Origin of the sequence: Mucilaginibacter sp., from assembly GCF_041663085.1 — a bacterium.
GTDB lineage: Bacteria > Bacteroidota > Bacteroidia > Sphingobacteriales > Sphingobacteriaceae > Mucilaginibacter.
Map to the genome: position 1 here is coordinate 1 of NZ_JBAZRC010000035.1, position 17,507 is coordinate 17,507.

Sequence of the window (17,507 nt, forward strand, 5' to 3'; positions counted from 1 at the left end):
GATTCGCTTTGGGGGTACTATGGAAATTGGCAAGATAAACCAACAGGTAAATATGAACCGGGTGGCAGGCATCGTGGAATCAATCCCTCAATATTTTCCAGATTTTGCGCCTGCCTTACCGCGGCAAAAAGATATATGGTTTGGGTTCCGTCCCTGCTCGCCTGATGGTTTGCCTTATATAGGCTTATCGGGCAAGTACAAAAACCTGGCTGTTGCCACAGGGCACGGCATGATGGGATTAAGCCTTGCACCTGCAACCGGTAAACTGATTGATGAGGTACTGAATAGCAGCACCCCATCAGCCGGTATCAGCCAGTTCTCGCCAAACAGATATTAATTAGTGATATAGTGAATGGCGGAATTAGTGATTTTTGCTGAGTATATAAAAATCACTAATTCACTAAATCGGTCGTTCACTAATTAAATCAATAGGTCGATTTGTGTTTCTTGTTAAAATCAAAGATCCTGGAGATGGTGAACCCTAAACGGAATTGCCCCTTGCTCCAGCTTGATTGGGTGTTGTTGATGTAATTAAACTCAGAGATAGCCTGCGCGTTGGTAAAGTTGATGGTGAATACGTGCCCGCCGGTTTCAATCTCTATACCTACGCCCAGTCCGTCATAAAAGCGCGGGTCAACACTGTTGTTCCGGAAGTTGGAGAACGGATGCACATAATCAACCACCAAACCCATCCGCTTGCTGAATTTTAAACGACCTGCTGCAGATAGGGCGAAGATGTTTTTCTCGTTACCTGCTAAAAATGGATAGGGGATGTTGTTCCTTAAATAGATGGGCGATACCTGTAGCGATAATGCCGATGAAATTTTACGCGCGATAACTGCCTGCATCAGGTACGAGAAACGGTTTGCATAATCATCAAACATGGTGGTTTCGGTATGGTATGTTTTAAAACCCGTTTTGCCTATCAGGGTAACAGCAACGGGCATGCTCTCATCCGTTTTTTGATGCAGGATGTTGTACTTTAAACCCAGCTCAACCATCTGCTCAAATTTACTGCGACCAAAATCAATGTTCAGGTTATCGGTAAGGCCGTATTCAAAACCTATGTAGATATCTGATGAATTATCAAGTCCCCAAAGAGTTTTACCGCCGCCTGCCGAGCTGCCAATATCACCAAAACGGTGTATCACCAAAAAGTTAAGCTCTTTCTTTTTAACGGTTTCGGTGGTTTGTGATAGTATTAAGCGGGTTGCCTTAAACGTAGCAATAACAGGCTCACCTTTTTCTGGCGCGCTCAGCGTATTCATTAATGAATCGGTGCTGCTTTTGGCGGTATCTTTTGTGGTGGTTTGGGCTTTTAACAAGCCGACTGTACATAACAGCGCAATAAATAAGAGGGATTTTTTCATGATAATTATAAGTGTTAGGGGTTGTTATTTATATGGCGAATAAGTTGCGTTAACCTGCACCTTGATGGTTTCGGCAATGTTGTGAAATACCAGCGTGGGGATTTCTATTTTATGATCTTTACAGGCAACTATAAACTCCGACGATAAGCTGATAGCGCCCCCGCTAACCGTAAGCTTACCCGGAATGGTGCGGCTTTGCTTTACCCCATGTACTTCAAATACACCGCTGGCCATTACCGGGTACACGCCGTCTTTGGTTATATCGGGCGTTTGCGCAAGCTTGCCCTTAAAGCTGGCCTGCGGATACTTGTCGCTCTCCATATAGTTCTCGTTAAAATGCTCCTGCATTAAAGCCTTGTCAAACTTTAAAGAGCGGATAGGCACGCTGAAGGCAAGCTCGCCGGTGGCGGCGTTAAAAACCGAGGTGCCTTTGTCCGTTTTGGCCTCGATATCTTCAATTGGTGCTTTTGAATAGATGCTTACAGTAGCACTTTTACAGACATAGATGTCCTGCCCCGCCTGGTTTGTACTAAACCAGACGAGTAAAATAAGAGCGATATACTTCATGTTTTTTCTAAGGTTTTGTTCCCGGATTTATGTTCCACGTTACGCCTACAGCAACCCCTGCCGATTTCAGATTTACCTGCCCGTAGCCTATGCCCGTAAGCGGTACTTTGTAATATGGCTGCACAGCTACACCAAATTTTGAACTTATCTCGCGCTGATAAGTTACATTAAGGTTTAGTATGCCCATGATATGTTGGTTCCTGTTACGGATGTTGTAAGTTGCCGGCCCGCCGGGGTATTCGCCCGCATAGTTGAACGTATAGTTTTCGCGCAGCATAAAGTACGACGACAGGCCCGTACCCAGGCTGAATTTGTTTGCACCTTTATTGTAAACCTGGTAACCCACGTTGATAGGGATATCCAGCACAATACAGCTTGCGCTTACACTTTGCGGGTTGGTGTTAAACTTATAAGAGGTAGCGTAATTGGCAAAATCTGTCAGGTAGGGCTTATCGGCATAAATTGCGCCGGTAGTTATGCTCCATTTACGGGATACGCCCATGGTTAGCAACAGCCCGGCATTTGTACCTACTTTATTTTGCGAAAAGCCTTTAACGCTATTAACATCAGGCGATGCCACAAAGCTTAACGCCAGGGTTGGTTTAAAAGCCATAGTGCTGCCACCCGATGAACGGTGCGATTTGGCCGGCTTTTTATTTGGCCTTACATCATCCATTACCGATACTAATTCACGTTTTTTGATGGTATCAGCCCGGTTACTGTTACTGGCCATAACTGCGGCTTTACCGGTAATAATGGTATCAACCTTAGCATAACGGGCAGTTTTATCGGTAACAACGGTGTCTTGCTTTGTACTGTTAACCTCTTGTTTATCTATTACAGTAGCGCCGGGTGTTTTTGTTATATAGGATGGATTAGCGCCATAAGTATCAAATCCGGTAATTTTACGGCCGCCCGGTACAGCAGATAAGGTGAAGAACGACTTACTTTTACGGCTCATATCACCCGCACTCATCGCGCTGCTATCATTCGCCGAAAGCGTATTACTTTTGAGATCTGCCAGTTGCTGCACAGGCGGGCCGTATTTACCGGAATCTTTTTGCGCAGGCGCTGTTTTTTTCACCACCTGTATAGTTTTATCGGGTTTTGATGCAGGGTTTAAAAATAACCAGCCAATAACCAGCAGCAACATGGCTGCAATGGTGCTAACCAATATCATTAAAGTGCGGGTAATACCTTTTGGCTTTTTACCATCAAGCATAGCCTCCATAGCATCCCAGTCCTCTTCCCGGTACGACGCATTGTCGTCGCCGGGCTCGCTTAGGCCCTGGCTAAACAATTTATCAATACTATTTTCTTTTTCCTCTTTCATCGTTTGGTTACGTTATTCACAAAGGAGATGGATAGGTCTGTGTGCTTTGTATGGTTAATGGGTACTATGTTATCGTTTACTTGTTTATTTGTTTGGCCGGGCGTTTTGTTGCTCTCGGTTATCATAATTTTTAATTTTTCCCTGGCCTTATGCAGGTTTGATTTTGAGGTGCCTATGCTGATGTTCAGCATACCGCCTATTTCTTCGTGCGTATACCCTTCAATCGCAAATAAATTGAATATAGTACGATATGCACGCGGTAACTGACTTATCATATCCAGTAACTCGTTGTAATTTAAATTCCTGTCGGCAAAATCGGTATCGTTAATATGCTCGGCCTTATCAAGTTCTTCGGTGTAAGCAATTTTTAGGTTAGAGCGATAATAATCTATAGAAGTATTAACCATAATACGGCCCAGCCATGCCTTAAAAGGCTTGGTGATATCATACTTCGCAAGGTTTTTGAATACTTTGTAAAACCCCTGGTTCATGATTTCCGAAGCTTCGTACCGGTTGGCCGCATACCTGAGGCATATCCCTATAGCAAAGCCATAGTAAGCCTTATACAACAGTTTTTGACTCAACCTGTCGTCCTTTAAACAGCCTTTTACCAGTTGATATAATTCTTCTTCGCCCATGTTTTGGGTTTCTGTTTGCCTTAATTTAACACCTTATCTGCATACATCACGATGGATGTGGTGTAAAGGTTGCCCGCCGGGTGAAAAAAAGTATCTGTTTGGTGGAATAATCATCCGCAGGCCAAATATTGAAGAAATTTAGCTATAATTAAATCAATAACTTAGTATTTTACTAAATGCCTTAATGAAAGTACTGCCTTTTACCATACCCGTGCCCGAGGGGCAAACCATAATTGTGCAGGAAGAGATAGAGAATCACTTTTATCCGCACCTGCACCGCCATGCCGAAATACAGATAACCTGGATAAAACGCGGCGAAGGCACCTTGCTTGCAGGTAACAGTATGCACCCTTTTAAGCAGGGCGAAATATATGTACTTGGCGCAAACCTGCCGCATTTATTTAGGAGCAGCCCCGAATATTTTGATGAACGCAGCCGGATGACCGTGCAGGAGCTCACCATATTTTTTGATCCGGCGGGTAAATTATCTGCGCTGTTTGATCTGGCGGAGATGCAGGCCGTAAAGGCATTTTTTGAAAAATGGCAGGTAGGGTTTAAGATCCCGATGGAGGTAATAGGTACTTTTAGGGAGCAGATTGATATGGTACAGCATACCAGGGGCGTTTACCGCATGTCGGTATTTTTGCGGATGCTTAACCTGATGATGGGGATAGAGAACCTGCAGCCCTTATCGGCTGCCAGCCGTACCCAACCTCTTACAGACCCTGAGGGTATGCGCATAGCATCGGTATTAAATTATATTATGCACAATTATAGTAGTGCCCTAACGCTTGAGGATGTTGCCCTGCAGGCACATTTAACCCCCAATGCCTTTTGCCGCTATTTTAAGAAACATACCCGGGTAACCTTTGTGGCTTTTGTAAACAAGGTACGGGTAAACCAGGCCTGCAAACTGCTCATAAACGGCGAATTAAATAATATTGCCGATGTTGCTTATAGCTGTGGTTTTAGCAGCGTTAACAACTTTAATTTAACGTTTAAAAAAATAATGGGCAAAACACCAAGGGATTACGTGAATGATTACACCCGCAGGGTGAAGTAAAGGGATTTTTATAACTACATTTAGGTATGAAAAAGCTACTCTACCTGTTAATGCTGCTTTCGGCTTGTAAAAGTAACCCGGATAAAAAGGTGGCCGCTACTGTGCAAGCAGATTCTGCCGGGAAAACGAAACCTGCCGATACTACCTTTTTACTGAAAGAGGCAAAGAAAGGATTTTACCATGCGGTTTTCATTGAAAAGAACAGGGAATCAAAAGTATATAAGCGTTTACTTGATTTTAAGTATGACCATTACGATAGTATAGCGTATAACGAAAACTATAAAATACTTAAAGTGAAGTTTAAAAAACCGCTTAAAAAGTATGATGTAGCAAGCCTGGGGCAAGATTGGTTACCCTTATACGCGTATAAAGGCAAGTATTACTTATATGCGCCAAGCGATTGGGGGAACACAGGCAGGCGCAGGCTTACGGATAGTACACTAACCTATTGGAGCATTGACGGCCCCGACCTGAAACCCTTGCTAAACTTCAAAAAATTAAGCGAGAGTAAGTACACACTTACATCGCAGCCCTTTTACCAGTTTGTAAAAAAGTCGAACATCAATATCTATATCATCGACACTAAAAACAAGGTGGCTGTTTGGGAAGATACCGCCCTGCCTGCCGACTACAGGTACGGTTTGTATGTGCCGTTGCAATACGCGCAAAATTTTGATATGGTACACAATTACTGCAAAACCGACAAAATGCCCGAGTTTGTATTTGATAAGATAGATTTTAAGGCGCTTATAAAAGGGCTTTAATTCCCGGGCGTTTTATAATAGTAGATAGGGGCGTAGATGCCTTCACTGGTAGTATAATAACCTTTGCCATCGGGTGTAAAAGCAATGGCTTCGCCTTGCTTTTCCTGTTTGTAGGGTAGCTCACTCGGGGCCTGTTTCAGGGTTTGCCAGATGGATTCTGTTACATTACGGCGCCAGTAAAAAACCTTCTCGTAGTTTCTCACCAGTATCTGTTTGCCATCTGCCGATACATCCGCAGCCGTTATCCATTTAAAGGGTTTTAATCCGTTAAAGAACAATTTGCCTCTAAATGCGAGGGTAAGCGTATCGTTTGCTTTGTATTTAAGCGGTGTAGTATAAACACCAACACTATCGCCACGTTTGGTAATAATGTATAAAAGTTTTTCAATAGGGTCTATCGTCATGGCTTCTGCATCTTTTGCGCCATCAGGATATTTTAAATATAGTGGTACAGGTACCGCGTGCGCAATGCTATCTGTTCCCCAATTTTTCCGTTCTTCCATACGGTAAACGGTTATATATTTTCTGCGGGCAGCATTGTCGCCAATATCGCCCATATAAATATAACTTTTGTTTTTAACCGGCCCGGGGCCTACGGCAATATCCTCGCAATCTATCACCCCACGGCGGCGCAGCTTTATATCGCCGGTATAGTATACGGTGGTTTTTAATTTACCATCGGCAGTAATGGCAAAAAAGCGGCTGGTGTCGCCACTATCATTGTGGGCATAAAAAATACCTGGGTTTACCGCAGAGGCTACCAGGCCCGAGGTTTCATCCATTTCTTTTGAATACAAATGGCTTTCGGGTAATTGCTTATTATCAACTAAGCGGTGCTTGGCAAATGCCGCTATAAAACACAGGGCAAGTACGGGTATAAATATTTTTAAAGCTTTACTTTTAAACATAACTAAGCTTATAGAACAAAAAACGGCCCATATTATTATGGGCCGTTCTGTTATATGTTAAAATTAACGTTTACGAGTTTTGAGAGGTTAATGCAGGTTCTTTTGCAAAGCTCATTTCTGCATCGGGTTTTGATACATCAGTAATGGCTACTTTACCGCGCTCTTTACGTAGTATACGGTTAAATAAGGAGATCTCCCTATCAAACAAAAACTGGAAGAAAAGTTTGGTCCATGAGGTGTGATAGTATAAAGTATCATAGTATTCAGGCGCGGTTTTTTTGATCTCGGGCAGTTTATTCCATGGTATCGACGGAAAATCATGATGTTCGTTATGGAAACCTACGTTAAATGCTACCGCATTAAAGTTACCATAGTAGCTATAAGTTTCCTGCTCAACGCTGTGGGTTAAGTAATGCTCCTGTATCCAGCGGGCACCAAGCGGGTGTAAACCTACCGAGAACGAGAAGCTTAACAGCAAGAAAGCTAATGCATGCCATCCCATAAAATAGTATATAACACCGGTAAATACAGCCTGTACTATCCAGTTGGTTAATATCCAGCCATCAAAAGGGTGTATTTCGCGCAGGCGCGATAAACGGAACAACTGAAATACCGGGAAGAATAACAACCATAAAGCTTTACCGAAAAACGAGTTGCTGATCAGTTTTGCTTCCCAGCGATTTGGCAAATCAGCGTCCAATTCATGTATCCCTTGGAAAGAGTGGTGTTTGATGTGATATTTTTCGAACGATATAGCGCTTGGCAGTATTTGCGGCAAGTTGGCAAGCATAGATGCCCAGCGGTTGGCGTTACGGTTTTTAAATAATAATTGGTGGGTACACTCATGTATCATTACAAACAAAGCATGGTCTGCAAAGGCACCTAATAAATAGGCCGCGCCAAATACCAGCCACCACGATTGATCGCGCAGAAACCAGGCCAGTATAATCTGGAAAGCTACAAGCCCTACAATAGCCCAAATGGTTTTTGGGTTTTTACCTATTAAATTCCTTAACTGCGGAAATTGCTTCAGTATCTTTTTGGTACGTATACGGTGCGGTTCCGACTCCTGGGAATAAACAAAATCAGTCTTCTTCATATTAGGGTTAAAACGTTGAAGATAAGAATAACGTGTTAAAAAAATGATTTAATTATGAAAATTCAGTAATTTGTGTGGGAAAATACCCGCTTTTATGAACTTTAAAGAAATTAATTTCTTTAAAGTTCTCATTCGTTAAAGAGAATTTATAAAAAAATTAACCGGTAAGACTTAAATCATGTGGTGGATATACGCTTTATTATCGGCGCTGTTTGCAGCCTTAACAGCCATATTTGCAAAAATAGGTATCAAAGGGGTTGATACCGACCTGGCAACTGCTATACGTACAGTAGTTATTTTACTTATAGCATGGGCAATTGTATTCTACAAAGGTACAAACCACGGCATAAGCGGGTTAAGTAAACTGAATTGGACGTTTCTGGTGCTCTCAGGGTGTGCGACCGGCCTGTCGTGGATCTTTTATTTTAAAGCATTGCAGTTGGGCAAAGTATCGCAGGTGGCGCCGGTAGATAAGTTGAGCGTTGCTATTGCTATCATATTATCGGTTGTATTTTTGGGCGAGCCGCTCACCCTTAAAACCGCGATGGGGGCTTTGCTTATCATATCAGGCACATTGGTGCTGATATTTTAATATGACATAATGTAAATGTAACAATTACGAAACCTCCATAATTAATCCAAAGTTTCTTAACAGTTTTGCGCCTCGAAATAAAGAGGTTATATGCGTAGGTTATTTGTTCTTGTTTTTCTGTTTGTTACTACATTAAGTATTAATGCCCAAACCCCTAATGCAGGTAAAGGCAAAATAGCCGGGAAGGTTATAGATGCAGTTACCAAACAACCGGTAGATTATGCTACCGTATCGGTATTTAAACAAGGTGGCACAAGCCCATTTAACGGCATAAGCACCGATCCCAAAGGGAATTTTACCTTAGATAATATCGCCCCCGGTGATTACCGGCTTACCATAGATTTTTTAGGATACAAAAAACACGTTATAGAACATGTAATTGTTGCCACTGGTGGTAATGTTGCTTTAGGGAGTATAGCATTAGAATCGATACAGAACCAGCTTGCCGGCGTTACCATTACCGCCAAAGCCCCGGTTATTGAAAACAGGATAGACAAGATGGTGTATAACGCCGCCAATGACCTTACCGCGCAAAGTGGTGCAGCTATTGATGTACTCAAGAAAGTACCACAGGTTACAGTTGATATTGATGGTAATGTGGAGCTGCAGGGTAACGGTAATATCCGTTTCCTGATAAACGGGAAACCCAGCAGTATTTTTGGCGCAAGCCTGGCCGATGCCCTGCAGGCCATACCCGGCAGCCAGATAAAAAGCATTGAGGTAATAACCAGCCCGGGCGCTAAATATGATGCTGCCGGTACAGGCGGTATCATTAATATTATATTAAAAGATAGTAAGGTACAGGGTATAAATGGTAGCATAAACTTAACCGGCGGTACACGCCAGGAAAACGGCTCGTTTAACCTGAATGCCCGCAAAGGTAATTTTGGCGTGAATGCATTTTTTAGCGGTAACGCGCAGTTAAACACTACGGTATTAAGCACTAACAACCGTAATACAAGCGGCCCCGGCGATAGTACCACTCACTTGTTCCAAAATGGTAGTGCGGCTACAAAACGCAGCGGCTACCAATCGGGCCTTAGTTTTAACTGGGATATTACACCTAAGGATGCTTTAACGGCATCGGTAGGGTTTGACCATTTTGGTAACCACAGCAACGGCTTAACCAACCAGCAGGAATCTATTACTAACGGTGCTGGTGATCTGGTTTCTGATATCATCAGTCTGCGTAATTCCGACAGTCGTTTTAGTGCCTATTCTACCGATTATAGTCTGGATTATAAAAAAACCTTCGCCAAAGAAGGGCAGGAACTGGATATATTATTTACCAGCAGTTACAGCAAAAATACAGTGAACTATTCTCAACGCCAGGATTATGATGATAACTCGGGTATGATCTCGACAGGGATCCGTGGTTTTAACCCGGGTAACGACAGGGAAACCAATATCTCGGTTGATTACACCCACCCCATAACCAAAACCTTTACTATTGAAGGTGGTGCCAAACTGGTAATTGAAGATTTGAAGAACGTTACCAACACCGATACTCTTTTAGCCGACAGCAGCTACATGAACAATGCCGACCAAACCTACGGCTTTAACTACAAGCGTAATATTTACGCGGCATACCTAAGCACATCGGCATCGTTGTTTAAAAACTTTTTAGATGTAAAGCTGGGCTTACGTAACGAGTATACCACAACTAACGCCAATTTCCCCGGCGTGGTGATACCCGGTTATAATACGCTTGCACCATCAGCTGTTATATCACATAAAATAGGCGGTACACAAAGCATCAAGCTTAGCTACTCGTACCGTATAGAGCGCCCCGATTATGGCGAGGTAAACCCTTTTTACAACATCAGCGATCCGCATAACATCAGCACCGGTAACCCTAACCTGAAACCTGAGATAAGTAACAGCTTTGAGCTGGGGTATAATAAATCGTTTGATGGCGGCGCTAATATTTACATTGGTAGCTTTTACCGCCATAACAGTGAAGATATACAGCAATTTACTACGCAGTACGATACCCTGAGCATAAATGGCAAAACATACAGCAATGTATTGCTTAGCCAGCGGGCCAACCTGGGTACCCAGGCATCTTTAGGTGGTAATGTGTTTGCATCGGTACCCGTTACCAGCAAACTTAACCTGCGTACCAATATATTTTTAGTGAGCCGTACAAATGATGCCCCGGGTGTAGGTAAGGTAACAGCGTTTCAATACAGGCTTAACTTAAATGCCAGCTACCAGTTCCCGTCTAACTTTTTGGCCGAGGCGTTTGGTAACTATAACTCATCATCGCGAACCTTACAGGGTAACCGCCCGCAGTTTTTTTGGTACAACATTGCCGTGCGCAAGCAGTTTTTGGATAAAAAGGCAAGCATCGGTTTGGTGGCCAATAATGCGTTCAGTAAGTATATCAACCAGTCGTCAACTACTTCGGGCCCGGGCTTTAGCCAGGCAAGTTTAAGGCAGCTGCCGTTACGCTCTTTCGGGATAACATTAAGCTACAAATTTGGTAAGCTCGAGTTCTCAAAAAACAAGGATAAAGAGGGTCGTGAAGATAACGGTGGCCAGATGCCTGCCGAGCCATCAGGCGGTAAGTAATATTAAAAACAATATGCGGTTTAAAAGTATTACTATAATGATAATTAAAAGCATTATCATTATGAATACTGCTGATAAACACTTTAAATTCATAAACAGTAAGACTGGTTATGTTATTTTTTATTCATCGTTAAGCACAACCCTAACCCCTGATGAACAAAAGGCCGAACTTGATAAAATAAAAGCCCAGGTTGCCATCAAAAACGGTATTTACCAGGAAACCGTTTATTGGGAAGAAATTAAAGACGAATAAAATGTATCCCTCATTGCAAAATCCCCAATCTGCAAGGGTATAATATGCGCCATCCGGTGTGTTATCTTACACATGTTTTAATTCTTAGGTAAAATATTATTTGCATTAGTGCACTGATTATCAGTATATTTATTTGCCAATTATACCGGGTTAACCATCCGTGCTCTATTTCAACTAAATAATCTCACAATCATGAAAAAGCTTTTGTTGCTAATGTTTGCTGCAAGCTGCTGTAATGGCATTTTGCATGCGCAGGTTGCTGCTGTAAAAAATGAGGGTAGTACTAAAGAGGTAGTTGCCAAATTGCAGTCGCTATCAACAGACAGGATAATAGAAAAAGCATATCTGCACTTTGATAAACCTTACTACAGCCCCGGCGATACCATCTATTTTAAAGCTTATGTAACCGCGGGCGAGCGTCACGAACTTTCAAAAATAAGCGGTGTGCTGCACGTAGATCTCATTAGCAAAAGCGATTCTGTGATGCAAACTTTAATGTTGCAGTTAAAGAACGGGCTTGCCTGGGGCGATTTTGCGCTACCCGGCTATATATCTAAAGGTAATTACCGCATTAGGGCCTATACGCAGTGGATGCAAAATGCGGGTAACACTTATGTGTTTGATAAAACCATCCCGGTTAATGGTAAAAGTATAGCACCGGTTTATGCCGCAAAAGCAACAAGTACCAAAGCCGATGTCCAGTTTTTTCCGGAAGGGGGCACTTTTGTAGCGGCCTTGCCGGCCAAAATTGCATTTAAAGCAGTTGGGAGTAACGGTATGGGCATTTATGTAAAAGGCATTGTGGTTGATAATAACAACGTTGAGGTTGGCAAATTTACCTCGGCGCATTTGGGTATGGGGCAGATATTTATAACCCCTGAGGATGGTAAAACTTATAGGGCTAAAGTGACTTACCCGGATGGTTCGATGAACGTGGTACAATTGCCCATACCCGAAGCAAAAGGCATATCGCTTAACGTTAATAATAGCGACCTGGCTAAACTATCGATAGATATTAATGCTAATAAGGCGTATTACTTAGAGAATAAGAACAAAGAAGTAAATGTGGTGGTGTACTCGGCAGGGATTGTAAAAACGGTTAAAACTGTGCTTGATAACCAGGTGATCGGGTTCGATCTTCCGAAAAAAGATTTGGCAAACGGCATTGCGCAAATTACCCTTTTCTCTGACAATGGTGTGCCCTTAAGCGAGCGCCTGGTATTTATTCAAAACCCGGCTGATATTAACTTTACTATTAATAGCGATAAACTAACCTATTCAAGCCACAATAAAGCACATATAACCCTCAATGCAAAACTGGCCTCGGCTGATAAAGCATCCGTGGGCAATTTCTCTGTGGCAGTGGTCGACGAAAGCAACGTGCAAACCAACGAGGACCAAGAGAGCTCCATCCTGTCTGACCTGCTGCTTACATCTGAGCTGCGTGGCTATGTAGAACAGCCGGGTTATTACTTTAATAACGTAAATACCGACACCCGCAACAATCTGGATATTTTAATGCTTACGCAAGGTTACCGCCGTTTTGAGTGGAAGCAGCTTTTAAATGAGGCACCGGCCACAATAGCCAATAAGTCGGAAGTTGGGCTGGATATAAAAGGTATATTGGTAAGTAATGCAGGCAAGCCTGTGCCAAACGAAAAAATATCGCTTATGCTGGCATCTACCATGCAATCTATGAATGCGGTGACGGATGCAAACGGCAGGTTTAGTTTCCCGGACCTGGATTTTGCAGATAAAACCAGTTTTTTGCTCAATATCGAGAATAAATCTATTCGCAACAAAGCCAAATTTTTGTTGGATAAGGCAGGTGCCGGGTTACCTGTAAGCGCTGGTAATTCGCCCGAAAGGCAAATGGATGTGAAGCTGCCCGATTATACCGGGACCTATGCAGAGGCGCCTAACGCCGATCTGAATAAAGTACGTAAACTGAAAGTAGTTAATATAAAAGACAAGGTGACGTACCGTTCATCAAGTTTGGGTGGGGCGGGTAATGCCGACCAGGTAATATTCAGAAAAGATATTTTAGCTGCCCCGTCGTTGTCGCAGGGTTTGGTAGGAATAGCCCGTAATATCGATTTTATACAAGGTAAGGCCTATATTCGTAACAATGCGGTTTTTTCAGGTAAGAGCGTTATACAGGAACCGATGATGGTAGTTGTAGATGGTGCTATTACGCAAAATGGCAACATTGATAGCTATTTACCAACCGATATTGATAATATAGAGATATTAAAAGGTGCAAATGCATCTGCCTATGGTTTAGGCGCAGGGGCGGGCGTAATAGTTATCAATACCAGGATGGGCGGCACTAACGATGAGGTGATAAGTAAGGAGATGTCCCCTGGTATCTTATCTATAAGCCCTAAAGGTTTTTACGTTGCGCGCCAGTTTTATTCGCCGGTTTATGAGGCTACAAAAAAATGGCCTGAAGAAGACCGCACCACTATATATTGGAAACCAAACCTGGTAACTAACGATGCCGGTAACGCTATGTTTGATTATTTTAACGATGGCCCGGGGCAATATCGTGTTATTGTTGAAGGTATTGATAATGCAGGCAATATAGGCAGGGTTGTATATAAGTACACGGTGAAATAAGCCGTTATTTACTGATAAGGTAAACCTTTGCCAGCACCATGTTGCGTGTAGCATGGTTTACAAACCTGGGTAAGATGTTTTCCTGTGGGTAATCTGTAAAGGATGCAATCACTTTAAAATCCTGATGGTTTTGTGTGAGGTAATCAACCGTAGGCTGGTTAACAAAAAAGATATCTTTACCGGTAGAGGTAAGCTTGCCAAAATCTTCCATCGGGATATAATTAACAGGTTTATTGCTGTAAAACTGGAAAATGTTGTTTGATGGCCGTAATGAATAAATACTTGCATCCTTAAACTGTGGCTGATTGATGTATTTAGCCGCATTTACCTGCCCGCCGTATGAAGCAATAGTTTTGAACAGAACGGTATTCAGATAAAAATTAGCAAACAACACCGAGCAGCAGGTGAGCATAAAGGTTTTGTAGCTGCGGGTTTTTACTTTCAGGGTGATAAGCAAAGCGATCGCTCCAAAAATCAGGCAATCTACCACAAACAATATATTTGATTGCGGCTTTAAGTAAATATGTATTACCACAATAACCAACGGCAATGCCACTACAAATAACCATAAAGCCACTTGCCTGTAATATTGGCCAGCGCGGCTTAGTTGTTTAAAACAATACGGCGCTGTTATAATGGCAAAAAGCGGGAATAAAATATTAGTATAAAACGGCAGCTGAAACCGCGACACCGAAAAGATAAGCAACAGCAGCAGCCCCCCGCTTAGGGTATAATATTCGGGCAGTTTTATTTTTTGCCAGATGCTTTTAAAGCTTTTGTAAACAGCATAATAAAAAAGCAGGCACCACGGTAAAAAAGCCCACAGCATGGTGTGTATGAAAAAGAAGATATCGCCCGATTTTTGTTGCTTGATGGGCCCGTTGTTTACAAAGCGCCCAAACTGGCTATCCCATAAAAACCAGCGGATGCCGCTTACATGGTGGCGATCAAAAACCAGCTTTTCGGGGTGCAGATCAAACTGTATGTATAAAGCGTAAAACTCGGGCAGGGTAAAAATAAAGGTGAGCAGGTAAAGCAGCAGCCACTTGCCGTAAAAAACCTGCACAAATTTTTTCTGGAATATAAGCTGGCCCAGCAGGGCGCCATAAACGGCTACAATAACAAATATTCCCTTGGTCATGATGGCGCATGCTGTAAGGAGGGCAGCCAGTATAAGGTGTCTAAAAACAGCCTTATCGTTATAGCGGGCAATATGGTAAATGCTTCCAATTACAAGTGCCATTAAATAAGGTTCGGCACGTACATCAAGGTTTGATAGCAGTACGTGTTGCGCTGTCATCAATATTAAAACTGCTGTTAAGGCAACTTCTTTACTATAAAACCTGCGGGCAAATAAATAGGTATAAAGCAGGCTCAATAAAAAAAACAGCAGGGCAGGCAGGCGGTAGGCCCAGGTGCTAATACCAAATACTTTAAAACTCAGCATCGCCATCCAAAACGGAAAGTGCGGTTTGTCGAGCCAGTCGCGGTTATAGGTAAAAAGTTGCAGCGCATCATGCTTCTGTACCATAGCTTTTGCAATGGCCGCATACAGGCCCTGGTCGTCGGTAAAAAAATCGGTAGTGATGCCGGCAAAACTAACCAGTAGTGCCAGTACAAAGATCAGCAGGTAAAAAGGTTTGTAATTATTGGTCATCACTGGCAGCAAATATAAGTTTAATGCCGCCAAAGTTTATTGGGGTAGGGTTATAAAAAACCCCCGCCTTGCGGCGAGGGCCAAAAACTCACAACAATTGTTTAACCTTTCGGTCAATTCCTAACTGCAATGCGAGCTCAGTTTGTATAACATACTGTTTTAGTGAAAGTTTTTGCACAGATAACCGGTTGCAAACTTTTTTTAGATTGTTATTTGTTTACATCTATCTTTACGCACATAAACTATAACGATATACTATCATGAAAAAAACAATTCAACTAAAAGCGGCAGCGCTGTTTGCGTTTGCTATGCTGTTTTCAGCCGTTACATTTGCCCAAACCAAACCTGTTGAAAGCCCGCGCGATAGCGTTAGCGCAACCGTGCATGGTGCTACTATAAGCATTAACTATGGCAGCCCGTCAGTAAAAGGCCGCAAGGTTTTTGGCGAACTTGAAGCATACGGTAAAGTATGGCGCGCCGGTGCAAACGAAGCTACTGTGTTTACAACAAGCAAGGATATACTGGTTGAAGGTAAAAAATTACCTGCAGGCACCTATGGCTTTTTTGCTATACCAACAGCAACCACCTGGACAATCATTTTCAACAAAGTGGCTAAACAATGGGGCGCTTACAAATACGATAAAGCCCAGGATGCTTTACGTGTAACGGTTAAGCCTGTAAAAAGCGCAATGAATGAGCGGTTGGTTTACAAAATAAACGCCAAAGGCTTCTCTTTAAATTGGGATAAATTATCTGTTCCGGTTAAAATAAAGTAGTAACTATTAATAGAAAGTATAGGAAGCCCCCCGATTTATCGGGGGGCTTTTTTATGTATTTATTTTAAATAAAGGGTAATATTTGCCTTTGTTTTAAATACTATATTTATCGCCATAAATGAACAAACAAAAGGATAAAAAGGCTTTAATAAAACGGGGGGCGGCTATACTTGCACTTATCATAGCTATTTACCTGTTAAATGTTTTTGCCGATCATCCCAGGGCGGTAGAGAAGTATTATTCAGAAGGGGTTTACCCGGCTATTTGCCACATATTGCATCCGTTATTTAATCTGTTCCCGTTTAGTTTTGGTGATGTACTGTACCTGGTTGTTATTGCTTATTTAATTTACGCACTTATCCGCCTCATTGCCCTTTGTATTAAAAAAAGGTTTATGCAGGCAGGGCTTTTAGCCACAGGCGTTACTATAGGGGTGTTTGCAGGGGTTTTTATATTTTACCTTTTTTGGGGGCTTAACTATTTCAGGCCATCTGCGGGCGAGCGGCTAAACCTGCGCGACAGTACCTACACCAAAGCCGAACTGCAAAATGTAACCACTATATTGATAGACAGCGCTAACGCTAGCCGGGCAAGGGTAACCCCGGCCGACCTGCAGCGCGGTAACGATTCTATATATAAAACGGCGGTAAGGGCCGTGGTAAACCTTTCGGGCACATCTGCCGAGTTTAGTACTTACAGCCCGGCGGTAAAACCATCATTACTAACGCCGCTGCTAAACTACATCAGTACATCGGGTTATTACAATCCCTTTACCGGCGAGGCGCAAATGAACTACCAGATGCCGGTGTTTAACCGCCCTTTTGTGGCCTGCCACGAAATGTCGCACCAGATGGGGTACGGCGCCGAGGATGAAGCAAACTTTGTAGGCTTTTTAGCAGCAAGCCGATCGGATGATAAATTGCTGCGCTATTCGGCTTATAACGTGGCCGTGAACGAATTTATGCACACCGTTCGGTATACAGATACTGTTGTGTTTAAGCAGCTTAAAACCCGGATCTCGCCCGCGGTACTGGCCGATTTTAAAGAAGAACGGTTGTACTGGTTATCGTATCAAAATAAACTGAACACCTTTACCAGCATTTTTTACGATAATTTTTTAAAGGTAAATAACCAACCCCAGGGCCTTGATACTTATAACAGAATGGTACTGCTGATTATGGCGATGTATAGAGGTAAGTGAGTAGTGAAGGGAGAGTAGTTGGGGGGCGAAAAAAATACGGGAAAAAAAATGCGTTCCGTATCTCACCCCGGAACGCACTACAACATCATTCAA

At 42.7% G+C, this 17,507-nt stretch carries 16 protein-coding genes; 9 read left to right on the top strand and 7 right to left on the bottom strand.

Going from position 1 to position 17,507, the window contains the following annotated elements; genetic code table 11:
• The coding region (locus WC615_RS09100) for an NAD(P)/FAD-dependent oxidoreductase (RefSeq protein WP_372977792.1) at window positions 1–337 on the top strand (337 nt) is incomplete at its 5' end.
• A gap of 88 nt (window positions 338–425) precedes the next feature.
• On the opposite strand, the gene WC615_RS09105 is transcribed toward WC615_RS09100, so the two are convergent.
• Genes WC615_RS09105 through WC615_RS09120 form a run of 4 tightly spaced genes read right to left on the bottom strand, consistent with a single transcriptional unit; the run spans window position 426 to window position 3,908 of the window.
• Entirely contained in the window at window positions 426–1,370 is a 945-nt protein-coding gene (locus tag WC615_RS09105) for a DUF5777 family beta-barrel protein (RefSeq protein WP_372977793.1), read from the bottom strand.
• A gap of 24 nt (window positions 1,371–1,394) precedes the next feature.
• Complete coding sequence (locus tag WC615_RS09110; RefSeq protein WP_372977794.1) at window positions 1,395–1,937, bottom strand: YceI family protein; 543 nt, start codon at window positions 1,935–1,937, stop codon at window positions 1,395–1,397.
• 7 nt (window positions 1,938–1,944) lie between these two features.
• Window positions 1,945–3,270 carry a hypothetical protein gene (locus WC615_RS09115; RefSeq protein ID WP_372977795.1) on the bottom strand — a complete coding sequence of 442 codons (1,326 nt, stop codon included), beginning with the start codon at window positions 3,268–3,270 and terminating at the stop codon, window positions 1,945–1,947.
• On the bottom strand, window positions 3,267–3,908 hold the full coding sequence (locus WC615_RS09120) for an RNA polymerase sigma factor (protein ID WP_372977796.1): 642 nt from the start codon (window positions 3,906–3,908) through the stop codon (window positions 3,267–3,269). The genes WC615_RS09115 and WC615_RS09120 overlap by 4 nt, the downstream gene beginning before the upstream one ends.
• 184 nt (window positions 3,909–4,092) lie before the next feature.
• Here WC615_RS09120 and WC615_RS09125 point away from each other — a divergent pair, with 184 nt between their 5' ends.
• Window positions 4,093–4,971, top strand: coding sequence for an AraC family transcriptional regulator (locus tag WC615_RS09125; protein ID WP_372977797.1), 879 nt, complete (start codon window positions 4,093–4,095; stop codon window positions 4,969–4,971).
• A 26-nt stretch (window positions 4,972–4,997) separates the two neighbouring features.
• Window positions 4,998–5,735 carry a hypothetical protein gene (locus tag WC615_RS09130; RefSeq protein WP_372977798.1) on the top strand — a complete coding sequence of 246 codons (738 nt, stop codon included), beginning with the start codon at window positions 4,998–5,000 and terminating at the stop codon, window positions 5,733–5,735.
• Here the strand turns inward: WC615_RS09130 and WC615_RS09135 are convergent.
• Window positions 5,732–6,643: a hypothetical protein gene (locus tag WC615_RS09135; RefSeq protein WP_372977799.1), complete on the bottom strand. Its 912-nt coding sequence runs from the start codon at window positions 6,641–6,643 to the stop codon at window positions 5,732–5,734. The genes WC615_RS09130 and WC615_RS09135 overlap by 4 nt on opposite strands.
• Before the next feature lie 70 nt (window positions 6,644–6,713).
• A complete protein-coding gene (locus WC615_RS09140) occupies window positions 6,714–7,742 on the bottom strand; it encodes a fatty acid desaturase (protein WP_372977800.1) in 1,029 nt (342 codons plus the stop codon).
• A gap of 178 nt (window positions 7,743–7,920) precedes the next feature.
• Between WC615_RS09140 and WC615_RS09145 the strand changes: the two genes are divergently transcribed.
• The 4 genes from WC615_RS09145 (at window position 7,921) to WC615_RS09160 (ending at window position 13,780) form a co-directional block, all read left to right on the top strand.
• Window positions 7,921–8,334, top strand: coding sequence for an EamA family transporter (locus tag WC615_RS09145; RefSeq protein ID WP_372977801.1), 414 nt, complete (start codon window positions 7,921–7,923; stop codon window positions 8,332–8,334).
• 90 nt (window positions 8,335–8,424) lie between these two features.
• On the top strand, window positions 8,425–10,908 hold the full coding sequence (locus WC615_RS09150; RefSeq protein WP_372977802.1) for a TonB-dependent receptor domain-containing protein: 2,484 nt from the start codon (window positions 8,425–8,427) through the stop codon (window positions 10,906–10,908).
• Window positions 10,909–10,969: 61 nt separating this feature from the next.
• Entirely contained in the window at window positions 10,970–11,161 is a 192-nt protein-coding gene (locus tag WC615_RS09155) for a hypothetical protein (RefSeq protein ID WP_372977803.1), read from the top strand.
• 192 nt (window positions 11,162–11,353) lie between these two features.
• A complete protein-coding gene (locus WC615_RS09160; RefSeq protein WP_372977804.1) occupies window positions 11,354–13,780 on the top strand; it encodes an MG2 domain-containing protein in 2,427 nt (808 codons plus the stop codon).
• Between the two features lie 4 nt (window positions 13,781–13,784).
• On the opposite strand, the gene WC615_RS09165 is transcribed toward WC615_RS09160, so the two are convergent.
• A complete protein-coding gene (locus WC615_RS09165) occupies window positions 13,785–15,437 on the bottom strand; it encodes an ArnT family glycosyltransferase (protein WP_372977805.1) in 1,653 nt (550 codons plus the stop codon).
• A gap of 260 nt (window positions 15,438–15,697) precedes the next feature.
• Here WC615_RS09165 and WC615_RS09170 point away from each other — a divergent pair, with 260 nt between their 5' ends.
• Both WC615_RS09170 and WC615_RS09175 read left to right on the top strand, forming a co-directional pair.
• Window positions 15,698–16,213, top strand: coding sequence for a DUF2911 domain-containing protein (locus tag WC615_RS09170; RefSeq protein WP_372977806.1), 516 nt, complete (start codon window positions 15,698–15,700; stop codon window positions 16,211–16,213).
• A gap of 118 nt (window positions 16,214–16,331) precedes the next feature.
• Window positions 16,332–17,414 carry a DUF3810 domain-containing protein gene (locus WC615_RS09175; protein ID WP_372977807.1) on the top strand — a complete coding sequence of 361 codons (1,083 nt, stop codon included), beginning with the start codon at window positions 16,332–16,334 and terminating at the stop codon, window positions 17,412–17,414.
• The last annotated feature ends 93 nt before the right edge of the window (window positions 17,415–17,507 follow it).